Genomic DNA, 18,119 nt, shown 5'->3' with positions numbered 1-18,119 from the left:
GTATCCATCGATCGCCGCCCACGCGGTCGCCGAGGTGTGCGGACGAACTGTACTGTGTCGCGTGACCCGAATGGGGATCGGGTCTGCAGAAATCCTGGGGAGGAACCGTGGCGTCGACGCCGACAACGAAGTGGCAGGTTGGCGGCTACCGCTTTCTCGTTCGCCGAATGGAACACGCGCTGATCCGGCGCGACGTTCGAATGCTGCACGATCCGATGAAGTCGCAGTCACGCGCGCTGCTGGTGGGTGTCGTGATCGCGTGTATCGGTTTGGCGGGTTGCGCTGCACTGGCACTGTTTCGGCCCCAGGACAAGATCGGTGACGCGTCGATCGTGGTCGGCAAGGATTCGGCCGCCATGTTCGTGAAAGTGGACGACGCGTTCCATCCGGTGCTGAACCTCGCATCGGCCCGACTGGTGGTCGGCAAGCCCGACAACCCCTTGACGGTCAAGGAGTCCGAGCTCGCGTCGCGGCCCCGCGGCGCGCTGGTGGGGATTCCCGGAGCTCCGTCTGCGCTTCCACACGACGGTGACGGTCGAGCCGAATCATGGACCGTATGCGATACCGTCGATCCGATCGCGGGGGTGACCTCGACGACCGTCGTGTCAGGCAATCCTCGTTACGGCGACAGCGCAGCTCCGCTCAGCGATTCCGAGGCATTCCTGTGGACCTCGAACGGAATCGCGTACCTCGTGCACGGCGGCACCAAATCGCCGGTCGATCTGGCCAACCGGGCCGTGGTCCGCGCACTCGGACTCGAGGAGGCGACACCGTCCCCGGTGAGTGCCGGACTGCTCAATTCCGTCCCCGAGGCACCGGCTGTCGCCGCGCCGTTCATTCCTCGCGTCGGTGAGCTTCCGCAGTTCCCGTTCGACGGTCGAACGATCGGTTCGGTCGTCAAGGTAGCCGGTCGCGACGTTCAGTACTACGTGGTACTCGAAGACGGCATTCAGGCGATCAACGAAACTGCTGCGTTGCTCATCAAGTTCACAGATTCGCAGGGCAGTCCGGACATTGCAGCGGTCAATCCCGACATTCTTGGGCCCGCGCCGAAAACCGCTGCAGGCCTTCCGGTGTCGACGTTTCCGGAAACCGCCCCGGTCATCGTCGAGACCGGCGAGCGCCCAGTCGGTTGCTTGACCTGGGAGCCGCTCGAAGTTGCCGATGGCGGACCGTCCGCTCGACTCGTCGAGTCCGCCGGGCGCGGGCTACCGCTCGAGCCCGGCGCGCAACCGGTCGCGCTGGCCCAGGCCGACGGCGGCGGCGATGCCGTGGATCAGGTTTATCTGGCACCCGGCAGCGGCGGTTTCGTAAGGAGTACCGGAATCTCGACCTCGAGCACTCGCCAGGACAGCCTCTTCTTCGTGGCCGACACCGGGGTTCGCTACGGAGTCGAGGGTGCCGAGGCGGCGTCGGCGCTGGGATTCGGACCACCGGCACCAGCGCCGTGGCAGATCCTGCAGTTGCTCGGCGGCGGGCCCACCCTCGGGCGTGGTCAAGCCCTCACGATGCACGACGGGGTTGCTCCCGACCCGCAGGCCGCGTCACTGCCGCCGAACTAGCGCAGCTCAGTCGGCCCGACTTCGTCGGCGCAGCTCAGTCGGCCCGACTTCGTCGGCGCAGCGGTATCGACAGCGCGAGGCCGAGCGCCAGAATCACCGCCACCACCACCGAACCGGTCACCGCCACGGTTCTCGGGCGATGATCCGGCGCAGGCGGTGGCAGCGGCATACCCATCGCAACACTGTCCGCGGGCACCGGACGGGGAGCGGGGGTCACGACATCGGTCACCGCGGCGAGTGGATCGACGATGCCATGTCCGACGAGCGGATTCCGTCCTTCGGCAGGCGCATGCGCCGTTCGTTCGATTCGGTCCACCACCTCCAGCGCCGACAGCTCCGGTCGGTGGGCACGCACGAGCGCCGCGACCGCAGCCACCAGTGGTGCCGCGAAACTCGTTCCGGTCATGGGCATCACGCCGTCATTGCCCAGAGTGCCGTTCGCGAGTCCGTTGCCCGAGGGTGACAGCGAAATCATGTTCGAGCCCGGCGCGGCGACGTCGACCCATGGACCGGCCAGGCTGAACGAGGACGGTGTGCCATCCGACTCGACCGACCCGACGGTCAACACGTCATCGAACCAGGCCGGGGTCGCGATGGTCGCGAAGGCGTTCCACGGATCCGCATCGGGCCGAAGGGGGTCGGTCATCGGATTCTGAGCCTGGCAGGCCGCGCTGCCGAGATTGCCTGCTGCGGCGACGACGACCACATTCCTCTCGCGGACGGCGTACTGCACCGCAGCGCCGAGCGGACCGTCGGCCACACCGCCTCCCGCGGGTACACAGGCCACCTCGGAGATGTTGATCACCGATGCCCCCGAGTCGACCGCAGTCCTGATGGCCATGGCCATGGTGCGCACGTTGCCGTACCCCGCGGCGTTCTCCGGCTCGGCGACCTTTTCCTCCTCGGTCCGGTTGTCGACGATCTGAAAAACATTGCTGGACTGACGAATCGATAGAATGCGGGCATCCGGTGCGCCGCCGGCGAATCCGCTGCCGGGGGTGGTCTGCGCGGCGATCAGGCCGGCGACCATCGTGCCGTGCGCATCGCAGTCGAACAACCCGTCACCCGCGCTGACGTAGTCGCCGCCGGGAATCAGTCCCGGTAGGCGTGGATGAGGGGTGACACCGGTGTCGATGACGGCAATCACCTGACCGGCCCCGCGAGTGATGGGCCAGACCGATGCGAAGTCCAGCGCCTTCTGCGCAGTCGGTACCTCCTGCGCGTCGGTCGTCTCGGAAGTCAGGGCGCAGGCATTCTTCTGCTCCGTCGGTTCGAGCGGAGCAGGAGAACTGGGCTCGGGCAGCTGAGCGGGATCGATCAGCGGACGTTCGGCATGTGCCGGCGACACACCGATGACGGCGTCGACGGACAATGCAAGTGCAGTGAGCGCCGCAACGGCGATCGTTCGCTGCCGTCGCGGTGTCACAGCCCGCGGACAACGCTGTACAGGCCACACACCCACACAGCGATCGGGATGACCAAGGCGATGACGGCATACTCGAGCAACTCGGCCGACCGTCGCATCACCGGCGAGTACGTGCGTGTAGGAACGAATGCTCCGAAAATCGACGCCGTCACAGCGCCGGCCAATGCCGCGCCGAACAGTGCCAAGGCATATTCGGGGAGTGCGATCACGGCACCGGCGAGGAGTGAGAGCAGGATCGTCGTTCCGCCTGCGACAAGTGGAACCGCGTGCACCACAACGGCATAGGTGCGACCACGAAGTAGAAGGACGAGCGCGCACAGCGCCGCGAGCGCGACCGCAGGCCACTGAACGCTGCCTCCTACAACGGCCGACGCGGCAGCAAGAACTCCCACCACAACCGAGACTGTGAACGACAGGAGAAGGCCGGTCAGGTAGCTTCGCGCCCTGGCCGCGGCAACCTGCAGATCGGCGAACGAGATCGCGTCGAGTTCGGCTTCCTCGACCGTGTCCAACGGTGCACCTGCGGTGGGAACCGGCGGCAGCGGCAACTTGGCCTGCATCATCGACACCCGCGCGGACAACGCAATTCCGGCGAGACCGGTCAACGCCGCGGCAGTGCCGATAGCTGGTTGCGTCATCGTGGTGAACAGTGCGCCGACAGAGGCGACGAACGACAGAACGGCCAGCACGATCGCGGCGGTGAACAGGGCGAAACCCGTCCCACCTATCCGTAGCGACAACAGTGCTGTCGCGCCCGCCATGGCCGAACCCAGCATGAACTGCGCCGCACCGAACTGCCCGGGCACCAGCACAGTTCCGCCGGTGAACATCAGTGCTACAGCACATCCACCGAAGAGCATCGAGACGGCATGCTGTCGATACACCCGGCCCAGAATCACCCCTGCGATCGCAAAGAGAATCGATGCGGTGACCGCAGCGAGTCCGTCGACCGGATTGCCGAGATTCTCGGCTCCGGCGCGGATCGGTCCGCGCAACACGATTCCACATGCCAGCAACACCATCGCGCCGGTGACGACCGAACCCACGGTGCGCGCGGTACGAGCTGTCCAGTGCGGAACGTCGTCTGTGCCCGCTCTGGCTACGGAATACATGAGATCGTCGAACAGTGGAACCGGCGCAGGCCGCTCGGCGACACCCAACACGAGCAATTCGCCGTCGCGCACGGACAGCTCGGCCAGGGTCGCCGTCGCCGACAGAGGGGGAAACCCGATCCGAGCGAGTGTCCACGCCACGGGTAGCCCCGCAGGCCCGGAATCGACGACGATCGGTTCTACCGACCGCTCCGCAGGCTCCACTCCGTGCCGTCCGAGTCGCTCCGCGGGCTCCACTCCGTGCCGTCCGAGTCGCTCCGCGGGCTCCACTCCGGCAATCATGTCGACGATCCCAGGAACGAGAAGTGAGACCGGAACGTCCACCGGCAGCGCCATGTCCACCTGCGTCGACCGTGCCAGCACCGTCACTCGACAGACTTCCTGGGCGAATATGGCGTGTGTGCCCGGCGCGCGGCGGCCAGCGCCTGCTGCGATGGACGACGGCGCAATGCCGGCCGATGGACGGCTGTCGGCGCGTGTCATGAAGATCCCCCCGGATGCGTGCTGTTCACGTGCAGATGCCCGGCCCCAGTGGGCATCTGCGTGCACACCCTACGACATCGGGACGACAGGTGATCAGCCGTCTACGACAGCTCCCGGGTTACCGCCCTCAAGCAGCAACCAGGTCGCTCACCTGTGCCAGCAGTTCGAAGGATCGAAGCCACGCTGCACGGTCGGAGACTCCGGACGCAACGATCAGCTCGTCGGCGCCTGTGCGCTCGGTGAATCGATCGAGGTAGTCCCTCACCATGTCCGGTGTTCCGACGGCGGAGTACTTGGCCATGTTCGCGATCTGTTGCCCAGCCGGTGCTTCCAGGACCATGTCTGCTTCTTCGTCGGTGAACGTCCGGCCACGTCCGAGCAGCAGGCTCACCCGGCTGCGCTTGGTACGCAAGAACTGTGCCTGTGCGTCGGCGAGCGAATCCGCAGCGATCACGTTGACACCCACGATCAGGTGCGGCTCCGCCAGCTGCGCCGACGGGCGGAAGTCACGGCGGTAGATCTCGGTGGCCTGCTCGAGCGCATCCGGGGCGAAGTGCGAGGCGAAGGCGTACGGCAATCCGAGTGCAGCGGCGAGTTGGGCACCGAACAGTGACGACCCGAGGATGTAGAGCGGAACCTCGGTACCGGCACCGGGCGTCGCGCTCACCCCGGGCACCAACGATTGCGTCGACAGGTACCCCTGCAGTTCCTGGACGTCCTGGGGAAAGCGGTCTGCGGAGGCGGGATCGCGGCGCATTGCCCGCATCGTCACCTGATCGCTGCCGGGCGCGCGGCCCAGACCCAGGTCGATTCGTCCCGGGTGCAGAGTCGCCAACGTGCCGAACTGCTCGGCGATGGTCAGGGGAGCATGATTGGGCAGCATGATTCCGCCGGACCCGAGGCGGATTCGCTCGGTGTGGGCCGCAACGTGCGCAATGAGAACCGACGTTGCCGACGACGCGATCGTCTTCATGTTGTGGTGCTCGGCGTACCAGATTCGGCGATATCCCCAGTTCTCTGCATGCTGAGCGAGGGTCACGCTCGCCTCGAAGCTGTCGCGGACTGTTTCGCCCTCGCCCACATGTGCGAGATCGAGTATGGACAGGGGTACGGGCACGGTAGGGCCAGCCTTTCGTTCGTCGAGCACGCGGCCGATGAGCCGCATTCATGTGCAACGGCGACGGGTGGAGTTCTATTTCTCGCGGCCGCTCACTGCCGGCGGCTCGGGGCAACTGTGGACCGTCCGGTCTCCGATGCGTTAGCCTGTCGTGCACGTGGCCTCGGGGGGAGGTCGCCGCGAGTGCAGTTGTGGGGGCGCAGCCGTGGGGGCGGATCGATGAGTACTGTGCGTTTCGTTCGGGGCGCGCGCAGGGAAGTGCCCCGATCGCCGGGCGGCGAGGTCAACTTACAGCCACCACCGGAGATTCCACGTGCGGTTCCCGGCAATCTTCTGATGAAGCTGATGCCGCTGGTGATGGTGGCCGCGATGGTCGGGATGGTCGCGCTCATGTTCACCTCGGGTGCGGCGGCCAATCCGATGATGTTGATGTTTCCGGCGATGATGTTGATGTCCATGGTGGGAATGTTGGCCGGCGGCGGAAAGTCCGGTGGCGCACGCACGGCCGAGGCAAACGAGGACCGCAAGGACTACCTGCGGTATCTCGATCAGCTCCGCCGCGACGTGGCCGAGACCGAGCGGGCACAACGTAGAGCCCTCGAATGGAGTCATCCGGACCCCGAAACTCTCTGGTCGGTTGCCGGAACGGAGCGGATGTGGGAGCGAAGACTGTCGGATCCCGACTTCGCTCATGTACGGGTCGGCTGTGGCGATCAGCGGCTGGCGACCCGTCTGGTACCGCCCGAGACCGGGCCGGTAGAGGAACTCGAACCGGTCTCGGCTGTCTCGTTGCGTCGGTTCGTGCGGGCGCATTCGGTAGTGGCCGCACTGCCGACTGCAGTATCACTGAGGGGTTTCGCTGCGCTGTCCGTTGCAGGCGACCGCGACTGTGCCCGAGCAATGACACGGGCAATGTTGGCCTCGCTGTGTACCTTTCACGGCCCCGACCACGTCGCGGTCGCAATCGTCTGTGGTCCGGACACCGTGGAGCAGTGGGAGTGGACCAAGTGGCTTCCGCACACCCAGCACGACGCTCTGCGCGACGGGGCCGGGTCGGCTCGAATGATCTTCGGAAGCTTCCTCGAACTCGAAAGTGCGCTGGGCGACGTGCTCTCGCAGCGGAATCGGTTCGCGCGCGGCGCGGTGCCGGTCGCCGGGGTCGTGCAATTGGTGATCGTCGTGGACGGCGGCCTGCTCGACAACCGGTCGACCGACCTCACCGATACCGGCCTCGATTCCGTGACGATCATCGACCTGTCCGGTCTGTGCCCCAGACTCGCTGCATCACGGGGTCTCCAGTTGTTCGCCGAGAACGGGTCGATCGGTGCGGTCAGCGGAACGACGGTCGAGGTGTTCGCCGTCGCGGATTCGATGAGCACCACCCAAGCGCACGCTGTCGCGCGGCGGCTGTCGCCGTTTCGCGCTCCGTCGGCCTCATCGGTCGTCGATGTCGTCGACGACGACGGAGTCCGAGTGTCGGGATGGAACAGTCTGGTCGGGATCGCCGATGTCGGTACCCTCGACACCGACCGGGCCTGGACCATGCGTCGTGGCCGCGAGAGGCTGCGGGTACCGATCGGGGTTGCGCCCGATGGCAGTGCGGTGGAGATAGACCTGAAGGAATCTGCCGAGAACGGTATGGGACCGCACGGATTGTGCATTGGCGCAACGGGTTCGGGAAAGTCGGAATTCCTCCGCACCCTCGTCCTGGGATTGGTGTCCACGCACTCGCCCGAGCAACTGAACTTGGTACTCGTCGACTTCAAGGGTGGCGCGACGTTCGCGGGCCTGGAGTCCGCACCGCACGTCGCCGCGGTGATCACGAATCTGTCCGAAGACTTGGCGTTGGTCGATCGCATGCGCGACGCGTTGGCCGGCGAGATGAACCGTCGGCAGGAACTGTTGCGCTCGGCCGGAAACTTCGCCAACGTGTCCGACTACGAGAAGGCCCGCGCGGCGGGAGCGGATCTGGTACCGATGCCCGCACTGTTCGTGGTGGTGGACGAATTCTCGGAGTTGCTCAGTCAGCAGCCGGAATTCGCCGAGTTGTTCGTCGCGATCGGCCGACTCGGGCGTTCCCTGCACATGCACCTGCTGCTGGCCAGTCAGCGCCTCGAGGAGGGCAAACTGCGCGGTCTGGACAGTCACCTGTCCTACCGAATCGGCTTGAAGACATTCTCCGCGAACGAATCTCGTTCGGTTCTCGGCGTTCCCGACGCCTATCACCTGCCTGCGCAACCCGGTGCGGGCTACCTCAAGTGCGATTCGGCCGAAATCGTCAGGTTCGCTGCGGCCTACGTCTCCGGTCCCTATGAGCCGCCGCGCTCGGGTACCGGCGCGAGAGCCGTGCTGGGAGCCGACATCAGGCCGAAGCCCTTCACGGCCTACGCGGTGCCGCTCGATTCCATCGATCTCGGCCGCATCGACGCGGCCGAGACCCCGCTGGAGGAAGCGCACCCGGTCGACACCGGCAGCACCGGTGCATCGGTACTCGACGTCGTCGTCGGACGAATCCGCGGTCGAGGGGTGGCGGCCCACGAGGTGTGGTTGCCACCGTTGGACGCGGCTCCCACGTCGACCCAGTTGCTTTCCCGATCGGTTCTGACCGAACGCGTAGACCCTCTCAGCAGACTGCGCGCCTCGATCGGCATCGTCGACCGGCCGTTCGATCAGCGCCGCGATCTGCTGACCGTCGATCTGTCCGGTGCCGCGGGGCATGTTGCCATCGTCGGAGGCCCACAATCGGGGAAGTCGACGGCACTTCGATCGTTGATTCTGGCGCTGGCGCTGACTCATTCGCCCGCGCAGGTCCAGTTCTACTGCTTGGACTTCGGCGGCGGAACACTGGCCGGTCTGGCAGATCTGCCACACGTGGGATCGGTCGCGAACCGGCTGGACGTGGATCGGGTTCGGCGGACGGTGGCCGAGGTCGCCGCGATCGTTCGGCAGCGAGAGAAGACGTTTCGTGACCGCGGGATCGACTCGATGGCCGAGTTCCGGCGGCGACGTGCGACGCAACCGGTCGATCCCGACGATCGATTCGGCGACGTCTTTCTCGTCATCGACGGGTGGCCGTCCATCAGGTCCGATTTCGAGAGTCTCGAGCAGCAGATCGCTACGTTGACCACGCAGGGACTCGCATTCGGGTTGCACCTGATCCTCACCGCATCACGGTGGGCCGAGGTTCGACCCGCGACCAAGGATCTGATCGGAACCCGGTTGGAACTACGGCTCGGGGATCCGTCCGATTCGGATATGGGCCGAGCCAAGGCGGCGAGCGTCCCGGAGGGACGACCGGGGCGTGGGATGACAAGGGACGGTCTGCACCTGTTGATCGCGCTGCCTCGGGTGGACGAGCTGTCCTCGGTCGAGGACCTGTCCCAGGCTGTGGGTGCCGCGGTCGCCGCTGTTGCCGCGGTGTCGGCCGGAACCCCTGCGCCGCCGGTGCGGATGTTGCCGGAGCTGCTCGACCGGTACGACCTTCTCGGTCAGCTCGGTGAGGCGTGGCCGCGATCCCGTGGCGCAACTCCCGAACTCGGAGTTCCCATCGGCATCGACGAAGCCGAGCTGGCACCGGTGGTCGTGGATTTCGCGGAGAACCCACATTTCGTGGTGTTCGGCGACAGTGAGTGTGGCAAGACGTCACTACTGCGCGGAATGTGTCGATCGCTGGTGGCGGCGAATTCTTCCGATCGGGTCAAGATCATCGTCGCGGACTATCGCCGAACCCTTCTCGGCACAGTCGATTCGGAGCACCTTGCAGGATATGCGGCCTCTCAGTCGGCGCTGACTGCCATGATCGTCGACCTGGCCGGACGAATGAACGATCGCATGCCCGGGCCCGATGTGACCCAGCAACAGCTTCGCGAGCGGTCGTGGTGGGACGGTCCCGAGGTGTTCGTCGTCGTCGACGATTACGACCTGGTGGCCACGTCGTCGGGAAACCCGTTGGCACCGTTGGTAGAACATCTTCCACACGCCCGAGACATCGGGCTGCATGTCATCGTGGCCCGCCGCTCGGGTGGGGCGGGACGGGCCCTGTTCGACCCCGTCATCGGACGCCTGCGGGACCTGGTCACGCCAGGGTTGGTGATGAGCGGAAGCCGCGACGAGGGGAACCTGCTGGGGACCGTGCGGCCCAGTGCCATGCCGCCCGGACGCGGCGTGTTCGTCAACCGCTCCGGGCAGGCACTCGTCCAGCTGGGACATTCGAGTTGACCGAGTCGTGGCGTTATGCCGCAGTGCATCTGGGATACACCGAGATTTCCGTCGTCGCCACGGGCGGCGCGCTCGAAAGGCCGAAAGAGAGCGTCGGGTCGGCCTTCGCCACGGTCGAGGGTGGCCGTCTGGTCTTCGGCCGAACCGACGTCGGAGGGGAGGTACCGCCCCTGCTGTGTATCGACGACCCGTCGATTGCCGTGGGCAGCTCGGTATGGGACCGGGGGGATGTGCTGCTCGGGATCGTGTGGTCGGCCCTGCAGGGTGCCGGGGTACACGACAGACTCGACGTACTCGAGATCGCATATCCATCGATCTGGGGCGAGGATCGCTCGAGTACGGTTCGTGCCGTGTTCGCGGACTCGGCGAACGAGGTGGTTCTGGTGGAGACGGCCGACGCCGCTGTGGCGTCGTCGGGTGAACGTGCGCCGTCCGCCGCGGTTGTCGTCGAAGTGGGTGCTCTCGACACCTCCGTGCTCGTCGTCGACCCGTCGGGGGCCTACGGCGGAGACACCGGCGTCATCGTCTCTTTCGGTGTCGGTGACGATGATGCATGGAGTCGAGCGGTTGGAGATTACCTACGTTCATCGGTCTCGCGCTGCCCTGACGAGGTGTTCGTCGTGGCACCGTCGACCGGTGGACTCGATCCCCTCGCGGAGCGCAGTGGACTCGACTCCGACGCTCACCGCAGCACGCGTTGGCTGACCGGCCTCGATATTGCCAGGGCGCTGTACCGGCGGGCCGGTGCGGATGTCGACCCGGTGCCGGCAGTTCGTGCCGCTACGACGCGATCGGCAGCGTGGCTCGACGACGTCACCGCATCGCCGACGCGGCGGCGACAGGGCCGGCCCTCTCGTCGACTCGCACTTGCGGCCGGCGCGGCGGTGGCAGCCGTATCATTATGTGCAGCAATGTATTTCGCGTCCACAACACCCGAGACTGTCGATGCCGCAGCAGTGCAGCCTTTTTCGCCGATCGCGGAACCGGGCGTGACGTCGTCGCCCGCCATCGAACCACCACCACCGCCTGCGTCGAGCGACCCGGCCCCGCCGGTCGAGACGGCGACATTCGTTGCCGGGCGCGCCTCGCTGCGTCTGCCGGAAACCTGGTCGAGGTCGGACGACGCCGACCGCATGGTGTTGATTCCGCCGACACCGCCCGAGCGGCGCATCGTGGTGACCGTGGCGGACCTGACTCCGGGTTCGACGCAGGCACAAGTGGCCGCCGATCTCCGGGTGGCGGTCGATGCGCGCGGTCCGGATTCCACGATCGGATCTCTCGAAGACGCAACGGATTTCGGTGGTCGCATCGGGATCGCCTACACAGAGACACCCGCGGACGACTCCACTGTGCTCTGGCGCGTCTTCGTCGAGTCCGATCTTCAGGTCAGCATCGGTTGCCAGTTCGAGGGGTACGACTCGGCCGTGATCGACGCCGAATGCGGACAGGCCACACAGACGCTCGAGATCGTCCCGGCGTCATGAAATCGGCCACAGTTTTTTCGGGGGCAGCCGGAACCGAACCGAGGGGTTGCTGCGTCCAAGGAGATGTAGGGGAGTGAGCTGGCCGACCAGGGCCTCTCGGTCGAGCAGCACGTGTGCCGCGGGTACGCGTGAATCGAACAACGAAACAAGGAGTCGAAGTGGGATATCCAGGGGGACCGGAATCTACGGGTTCGTCCAACGGCGTCACAGTCACACCGCAGGAGCTCGTGGCCGCCGGAGCCACGATCGAAGGCCTGAGTGTATCGATCAATGCCTCCAATTCAGCGGTTCGCTCCATCGTCGAGCAGACCGCCCAGGCCTGGGTCGGCAAGGCGGGCAAATCGTTTCAGGACGTCATGGCGCAATGGGACACCAGCGCTCAGAAGATGCGCAGTGCGCTGGAGCAGATCTCCGCGGACATCAAGACCAACGGCCACGGTTACTCGGACGCGGACGACGACAACGTGTCGGCCGTCAACCAGGTGGCCGGATCGCTGAACTCCGGACTGTCTTCCTTCAAGTAGACCTCACATCCGGTGACCATCCGACAGACCACACGACCGAGCCCGACCTAGGAGACCGATCCGACATGAAATACGACTTCGCGCAGATTGCGGCGTTGACCGAGGCAATGAACAAGCAGGCGAACGTGACCAAGGACCTTCTCGCGGACGTGGACAGCACCGCGAAACGGCTCTACGAATCGTGGGAGGGTGACGCGATGACGTCCTACTACGAGCTTCAGCGTCAGTGGAATTCTGCATCCGACGAGCTGAACCTGATCCTGTCGAGCCTCGTCGCGGCCGCCCGCACCGGTGGCGAGACGATGCACGGTGTCGAAATGGCCAACAAGGCGCGGATGGCTCGCTGACCTTCTTCTTCGGCGTCCAGTCGATCCAGGTGCCCCGGCCGAGTAACTCGGTCGGGGCACCTGCCGTTCCATGGAATCCGAGTTCGGTGCGGTGTCTACTGGTGCGATGATGGATTTCGAAGCAGCACTCGGGGCGGAGCGGTCTCGTTCCGTGCACCGACTCGAGTCCCTTCGGGACGAACTGGCCTCGGTGATCGAGGGATCGCGGTGGACCACCGACGACGACGAGCACGATCCCGAAGGATCGACGATCGCGTTCGAGCGAGCGAAGATCGCGGCACTGATCGACGACACCGAGTCCGAGATCCGAGAGCTCGACGCGGCCGATTCGCGGCTCGCCGCCGGGACGTACGGTTTCTGCGAGCGGTGTGGCAGGGACATCCCGGCGATGAGGCTCGAGGCTCTGCCTGCCGCCCGGCGGTGTGTGCAGTGCGTCCGCCTCCGCTGAGCGTTTTGACCTGCGCGTCCACTCCCGGTATCGTTCCCCGTTGGCGTGTATGGGCTCGCCGCGCATTCTTCACGCGTATCGAGCTCTTGTCCTCGGGTCTCAACTGGCCGCCGAGGGCATCCACTCGTCTTGGCCAGCAGCGACATCATGAAGACAGGAATTTTCTGTGTCTACTTACGCCCCGAAGGCCGGGGACACCACCCGGACGTGGCATGTGATCGACGCCACGGACGTCGTGCTCGGACGCCTCGCCGTCCAGGCCGCGACTCTGCTCCGCGGTAAGCACAAGCCCACCTACGCACCCAACGTCGACGGTGGCGACTTCGTCGTCATCATCAACGCCGAGAAGGTCGCCATCAGCGGCAACAAGCTCGACGGCAAGTTCCACCACCACCACTCCGGCCATCCGGGCGGTCTGAAGTCGCGCTCGACCCGTCAGGTGCTCGAGAACAACCCCGATCGTCTGGTGGAGAAGGCCGTGGTCGGCATGATCCCCAAGAACAAGCTGGGTAATGCTATCGCGGGCAAGCTGAAGGTCTACGCGGGACCGAACCACCCGCATGCCGCTCAGCAGCCCGTTCCGTTCGAGATCAAGCAGGTGTCCCAGTGACGGCGCCGGAAGGAAATGACGTGACGTCGCAGGAGAACATCGAAGAGATCGCCGCCGACGAGTTCGTGGCAGTCGAAGATCCCGAGGTCGCCTCGGATATCGAGGCTGCAGCTGCCGCTCCGGCCCCGATCGTGTTCGACCGCCCGATCATGACCGTCGGTCGCCGTAAGGAAGCTGTCGCTCGTGTTCGGCTGTCCTCGGGTGCCGGCGGATTCAAGCTCAACGGTCGTACCATCGAGGATTACTTCCCGAACAAGGTGCACCAGCAGCTGATCAAGGCTCCTCTCGTGCTCGTCGACCGCGCGGAGTCCTTCGACATCGTCGCGCTGCTGCACGGTGGCGGACCGTCGGGACAGGCAGGCGCATTGCGTCTGGCCATCTCGCGTGCCCTGATCGAGCTCACGCCCGATGATCGTCCGGCGCTCAAGGCCGCAGGCTACCTCACGCGTGACGCTCGTGCAGTCGAGCGCAAGAAGTACGGCCTGAAGAAGGCCCGTAAGGCGTCGCAGTACTCCAAGCGCTGACGCGTCTTACCCGCTTCATCCTCGAGGGCAGGCATCCAGCAGTATCGGACGCCTGCCCTCGAGGCATTTCCCACCACATTCTCTCCGCTCGAAGGAGTTCTTGGTTCATGGCGCGACTGTTCGGCACCGACGGAGTTCGTGGACTCGCAGGCGGGGTCCTGACCGCAGAACTGGCGTTGAAGATCGCGCGGGCCGCAGCCACCGTGTTGGCACCGAACCCCGACGCAGGCAAGTGCGTGGCAGTGGTCGGCCGGGATCCGCGCATCAGCGGAGCGATGCTCAGCGCAGCGGTGTCGGCCGGACTCACCGCATCCGGTGTCGACGTGATCGACGTCGGGGTACTCCCCACCCCTGCGGTTGCGTACCTCACCGCCGAATACGGCGCGGCTCTCGGTGTGATGATCTCCGCATCTCATAATGCGATGCCCGACAACGGAATCAAGATATTCGCAGCGGGCGGCCACAAGCTCGACGACGACGTGGAAGACGGCATCGAAGCAGCCCTCGATGTCGACGGTCGTTCCCGGAACCATTCATTTTCGCCGGACGCCACCGGTGCCGCCATCGGTCGTATCGAACTCGCGGGAGACGCAGCCGCCCGGTACACCGAGCATCTCGCTGCATCGGTGTCCCATCGGCTCGACGGCGTGACCGTCGTGGTGGACTGCTCGCACGGTGCCGCCTCGGTCGTCGGACCCGACATCTACCGACGCGCCGGTGCAACGGTCGTGGCGATCAATGCAGAGCCCGACGGCGTCAACATCAACGACGGGTGCGGTTCGACGCACCTCGAAGGGTTGCAGAAGGCCGTCCTGCAGCACGGTGCCGATCTCGGTATCGCCCACGACGGAGATGCCGATCGATGCCTTGCCGTCGACGCTTCGGGAACGGTGGTGGACGGTGACGCGATCATGGCGGTACTGGCCATTGCGATGCGCGATGCGGATCAGTTGACCGACAACACGTTGGTCGCCACGGTCATGAGCAACCTCGGTCTGCACATCGCGATGCGCGAGGCGCGAATTGCGTTGCGCACCACGGCAGTCGGAGACCGGTATGTTCTCGAGGAACTACGCCGTGGGGGATTCGCACTCGGCGGCGAGCAGAGCGGACACGTGGTGCTTCCCGCGGTCGGCACAACAGGCGACGGGATCGCGACCGCGCTGCGACTGATGGAACGGATGGCGCAGACCGGGCGCACCCTCGCGGATCTCGCGTCGGTCATGCGGACTTTGCCGCAGGTGTTGATCAACGTGCGCGTCTCGGACAAGGCGGCTGTGGCGTCGGCCCGGTCCGTATCGGAGGCGGTGGCCGTGGCCGAGCGCGAACTCGGCGAATCCGGTCGAGTCCTGTTGCGTCCCAGCGGTACCGAACAGTTGGTGCGAGTGATGGTCGAGGCTTCGAAACTGGACGTCGCGACCCGGCTCGCCGAGGAGCTGGCGGGCCGAGTCGCGTCGGTCTGATATCTCAGGCGGTGAGTTCGCGCAGTGCGGTCAACTGCGCGACACGGCCTGCGGTGTTCTCGGCCAGCGGCGCGACGTTGAGTGTGGTGACACCCGCTTCGGCGAAGGCCGCGACCCGCTCCTTCACGTAGCTTTCCGGGCCGATGAGGTTGACCGATCGAGCGAGCTCGTCGGGAACGGCTGCCGCTGCTTCTTCCTTCTTGCCGGCCAGGTACAGGTCCTGGATCTTCTCGGCCTCGGCCTCGTAGCCATAACGCTGAGCGAGGGAGTTGTAGAAGTTTTTGCCCTTGGCTCCCATGCCGCCGATGTAGAGCGCCAGGTGTGGCTTGACCCAGGGCAGGTACTTTTCGGCGTCCTCGCCGATGGCCAGCGTGGGGCTGGCGAACACCTGGAGTTCGCCCAGCGCAGGATCGCGCTTGGCCTTGCCTGCCGCAAGCGATTCGCCCCAGACGTCGGCTGCTTTCTCGGGGAAGTAGAAGATGGGTTGCCAGCCCTCGGCGATCTCTGCGGTGAGCTCGACATTCTTGGGGCCGAGAGCGGCGATCACCACCGGAATGCGATCGCGTACAGGGTGATTGATCAGTTTGAGTGGTTTGCCCAGCCCCGTGCCCTTGTCGGCCGGCAACGGAATCTGATAGTGCTTGCCTTGATATTGCACTTTTTCACGACGCCAGACCTGGCGGCAGATCTCGATGACCTCGCGGGTTCTGGCGATGGGTGCGTCGTACTTGACGCCGTGGAAGCCTTCGACGACCTGCGGTCCCGATGCGCCGAGGCCCAGTACGAAGCGGCCGTCCGAGACGTAGTCGAGACCCGCCGCGGTCATGGCGGTCAGTGACGGTGTCCTGGTGTAGATCTGGAAGATGCCCGACGCGATCTTGATCGTGCTCGTCTTGGCCGCGAGGAATCCGAGTTGGCTGACGGCGTCGAACGAGTAGGCCTCGGGCACGAAGATGATGTCGAGACCGGCCTTCTCGAGCTCGGTGACCTCGGCAACGGTCTCGTTGAAACCACCGCTGTAGTTCAGCATCGTTCCGATGTGCATGGGACTCCTCGATCGGTGAGTGGCTGGTGCAGCCACTTCAGGTACGTGTTACTGACATTTCACATCGGGACGTTACCGCTCCCTGGGGAACCGATGTGCGTCGGCGCACGTCATAGTGAGAAAGGGGCACATCGAGGGCGAGGCGGGGATGTATGAGCGACGGATTCTGGGTGGACGTGGTCCGCGTTCGCGGAGTGGCCGATGCGTTGGCGGCATCGGCCGATGCCGTCGGCGGCGCTGCTGACACCGTGGCCGACGCGGGCTTCGGCGCAGCCGGGGCCGGACGGAACTACCGTGACCTCGGCGCTGACTACACCGAGGCCCACCTGGGGCTGTGCCGTGCGGTAGGCGCGTGGAAGTCCTCGGTCGACGACGTCTCCAACGCACTCACCACGGCGATGAACGAGTACGAGCGCCAGGACGACGCCACCACGCACGCCATCGAGTTTCCTCGATGACGCCTCCACGCGCGTCACTGCCGCAGGGCTCGCCGATCGACGAGATTCTCGATGCGAACGCGATCGGGCTGCTCTACTTCGAGCGCTTCCTTCCCCTGTTGGGGCGAGTGCCAGGCAGAGGCGGTTACCCGCAGTACGAGCAGGTGTGCGCGAGGTACGACGAGCAGCGGGGGTTGAACCTGGATGCGCTCGCTGTCGATGCCGACACGGTCGAGGCGATGTCGGCGGTATTGCGTGATCAACTCGAAGAACAAGTTCAATTGCGCCGAGTTCTGCAGATGCGATGGCACGGCGAAGCAGGCGAGGCCGTGCAGAGCTACCTCACGACCGAACAGCAGACGGCGGCAGAGTTTCTCGTGTCGATCGAGGATTCCCATCAGACGATGTGCGCTGCCGTCGACGTTCTCCGCGACGCCGTCACCGACAAGGCGGAACTGATCGGGGGCCTCGTCACCGACACCGTCGACGGTAAGAACGTCGATCAGATCGATGCGATTCTGGTGGCGTCGGGAATCGAGTGCCTTCCGGTGGATCGGGAATCGGTGTTTCCTCGGTTGGCGTCGGCGTTCGCCGATCTTGCGGAGCGGGCGGGCAAGGTAGATGTATCGGACGAGTTCGCCGCGGAGGTTGCCGAACGGTGTCGGAGCTGGATCGACACCGAGTTCGTTCCGCGCGTGAGGGGCACGTGCGACGCCGTCATCGACGCCTGCACCTCCACGGACACGGCCGTTCGCGAGTGTCTGGCGTTGGTCGTGGACGTTCTGCGCGATGTGCACGACCCGTCGTTCGAGGAGCTCGACGATCGGAGTTGGGCAGTCACACGCGGTGCAACTGCGGCTGAGCCGTGGCCGGCGTGCGATGGTCCCGGGGCACCTCCATCGACAACAGGGGGCGCAGCGGAACCGGCACCCGGCGGACCGACGAGCTCGCCGGCGAACGACCCTGCCACCGAAAACGACCCTGCCACCGAAAACGACCCTGCCACCGACAACGCCGGCATCGACAACGACTGTGCCCCCGAGAACGACCCTGCCACCGACAACGACCCTGCCACCGAGAACGCCCCCCGGGGCCGTCCTCGGCGATGCACTGGACGGACTGGTGGACCGGGTGGTCGACGAGATCGTCGGGCGCGTGGGCGAAGCGATGAGCGATGCGGTCCCCGAGCACAGCGGCGGCGACGACGGCCCTGGGTCGCAGGCGCAGCCATCGCCTGTCGCGCAACCACTTCCGTCCGAGTTCTTTGCCTACCGAATTGTCATCGCCTGCGGCCACCGGGGAGCGCGGCCATCTCGAGG

15 protein-coding genes are annotated in these 18,119 nt (G+C 65.6%); 11 read left to right on the top strand and 4 right to left on the bottom strand.

The features are described 5' to 3' along the window. Positions 1–107: 107 nt before the first annotated feature. Entirely contained in the window at positions 108–1,562 is a 1,455-nt protein-coding gene (gene eccB, locus RHODMAR_RS20185) for a type VII secretion protein EccB (RefSeq protein ID WP_008718212.1), read from the top strand. Between the two features lie 34 nt (positions 1,563–1,596). Here eccB and mycP read toward each other — a convergent pair whose 3' ends face one another. The 3 genes from mycP to RHODMAR_RS20170 form a co-directional block, all read right to left on the bottom strand. After that, complete coding sequence (mycP, locus tag RHODMAR_RS29185) at positions 1,597–2,988, bottom strand: type VII secretion-associated serine protease mycosin (protein WP_232433727.1); 1,392 nt, start codon at positions 2,986–2,988, stop codon at positions 1,597–1,599. Next, the gene (gene eccD, locus RHODMAR_RS29180; protein ID WP_157226152.1) at positions 2,985–4,583 is read right to left on the bottom strand and encodes a type VII secretion integral membrane protein EccD; all 1,599 of its coding nucleotides are present in this window, start codon (positions 4,581–4,583) and stop codon (positions 2,985–2,987) included. The genes mycP and eccD overlap by 4 nt, the downstream gene beginning before the upstream one ends. Positions 4,584–4,710: 127 nt before the next feature. Beyond that, positions 4,711–5,700 carry an LLM class flavin-dependent oxidoreductase gene (locus tag RHODMAR_RS20170; protein ID WP_042939970.1) on the bottom strand — a complete coding sequence of 330 codons (990 nt, stop codon included), beginning with the start codon at positions 5,698–5,700 and terminating at the stop codon, positions 4,711–4,713. A 219-nt stretch (positions 5,701–5,919) separates the two neighbouring features. On the opposite strand from RHODMAR_RS20170, the gene eccCa reads away from it, so the two are divergent. The 8 genes from eccCa (at position 5,920) to glmM (ending at position 15,318) form a co-directional block, all read left to right on the top strand. Next, complete coding sequence (gene eccCa / locus RHODMAR_RS20165; protein ID WP_008718204.1) at positions 5,920–9,918, top strand: type VII secretion protein EccCa; 3,999 nt, start codon at positions 5,920–5,922, stop codon at positions 9,916–9,918. Further along, positions 9,915–11,402 carry a type VII secretion-associated protein gene (locus RHODMAR_RS20160; protein ID WP_008718202.1) on the top strand — a complete coding sequence of 496 codons (1,488 nt, stop codon included), beginning with the start codon at positions 9,915–9,917 and terminating at the stop codon, positions 11,400–11,402. Before eccCa ends, RHODMAR_RS20160 begins: the two co-directional genes overlap by 4 nt. A gap of 158 nt (positions 11,403–11,560) precedes the next feature. Beyond that, positions 11,561–11,926: a WXG100 family type VII secretion target gene (locus RHODMAR_RS20155; RefSeq protein WP_008718200.1), complete on the top strand. Its 366-nt coding sequence runs from the start codon at positions 11,561–11,563 to the stop codon at positions 11,924–11,926. A 65-nt stretch (positions 11,927–11,991) separates the two neighbouring features. Next, positions 11,992–12,273 carry a WXG100 family type VII secretion target gene (locus RHODMAR_RS28335; protein WP_008718198.1) on the top strand — a complete coding sequence of 94 codons (282 nt, stop codon included), beginning with the start codon at positions 11,992–11,994 and terminating at the stop codon, positions 12,271–12,273. 106 nt (positions 12,274–12,379) lie between these two features. Next, complete coding sequence (locus RHODMAR_RS20145; protein WP_042939967.1) at positions 12,380–12,721, top strand: TraR/DksA family transcriptional regulator; 342 nt, start codon at positions 12,380–12,382, stop codon at positions 12,719–12,721. Positions 12,722–12,887: 166 nt separating this feature from the next. Then, positions 12,888–13,331, top strand: a complete 444-nt coding sequence (gene rplM / locus RHODMAR_RS20140) for a 50S ribosomal protein L13 (RefSeq protein WP_008718193.1) — start codon at positions 12,888–12,890, stop codon at positions 13,329–13,331. After that, complete coding sequence (rpsI, locus tag RHODMAR_RS20135) at positions 13,328–13,855, top strand: 30S ribosomal protein S9 (protein ID WP_008718191.1); 528 nt, start codon at positions 13,328–13,330, stop codon at positions 13,853–13,855. Before rplM ends, rpsI begins: the two co-directional genes overlap by 4 nt. A 107-nt stretch (positions 13,856–13,962) precedes the next feature. Then, complete coding sequence (gene glmM / locus RHODMAR_RS20130; protein ID WP_008718189.1) at positions 13,963–15,318, top strand: phosphoglucosamine mutase; 1,356 nt, start codon at positions 13,963–13,965, stop codon at positions 15,316–15,318. 4 nt (positions 15,319–15,322) lie between these two features. Here the strand turns inward: glmM and RHODMAR_RS20125 are convergent, their stop codons facing one another. Next, entirely contained in the window at positions 15,323–16,363 is a 1,041-nt protein-coding gene (locus RHODMAR_RS20125; protein ID WP_008718188.1) for an LLM class F420-dependent oxidoreductase, read from the bottom strand. Between the two features lie 152 nt (positions 16,364–16,515). On the opposite strand from RHODMAR_RS20125, the gene RHODMAR_RS20120 reads away from it, so the two are divergent. Continuing rightward, positions 16,516–16,821: a hypothetical protein gene (locus RHODMAR_RS20120; RefSeq protein WP_042939963.1), complete on the top strand. Its 306-nt coding sequence runs from the start codon at positions 16,516–16,518 to the stop codon at positions 16,819–16,821. Next, on the top strand, positions 16,818–18,119 hold a 1,302-nt coding region (locus RHODMAR_RS27960; protein WP_042939962.1), incomplete at its 3' end, for a hypothetical protein. The genes RHODMAR_RS20120 and RHODMAR_RS27960, both read left to right, overlap by 4 nt.

The organism is Rhodococcus sp. AW25M09, assembly GCF_000333955.1.
Classification (GTDB): domain Bacteria; phylum Actinomycetota; class Actinomycetes; order Mycobacteriales; family Mycobacteriaceae; genus Rhodococcoides.
Note: the sequence above shows the minus strand (reverse complement) of the source record. Positions and strands in the feature narration are given on the sequence as shown.

Excerpts from the sequence above, each read along its gene's own strand:
- eccD (WP_157226152.1), bottom strand. The coding sequence starts at position 4,583 with ATGACACGCGCCGACAGCCGTCCATCGGCCGGCATTGCGCCGTCGTCC.
- eccCa (WP_008718204.1), top strand. The coding sequence starts at position 5,920 with ATGAGTACTGTGCGTTTCGTTCGGGGCGCGCGCAGGGAAGTGCCCCGA.
- RHODMAR_RS28335 (WP_008718198.1), top strand. The coding sequence starts at position 11,992 with ATGAAATACGACTTCGCGCAGATTGCGGCGTTGACCGAGGCAATGAAC.
- RHODMAR_RS20145 (WP_042939967.1), top strand. The coding sequence starts at position 12,380 with ATGATGGATTTCGAAGCAGCACTCGGGGCGGAGCGGTCTCGTTCCGTG.
- glmM (WP_008718189.1), top strand. The coding sequence starts at position 13,963 with ATGGCGCGACTGTTCGGCACCGACGGAGTTCGTGGACTCGCAGGCGGG.
- RHODMAR_RS20125 (WP_008718188.1), bottom strand. The coding sequence starts at position 16,363 with ATGCACATCGGAACGATGCTGAACTACAGCGGTGGTTTCAACGAGACC.
- RHODMAR_RS20120 (WP_042939963.1), top strand. The coding sequence starts at position 16,516 with ATGAGCGACGGATTCTGGGTGGACGTGGTCCGCGTTCGCGGAGTGGCC.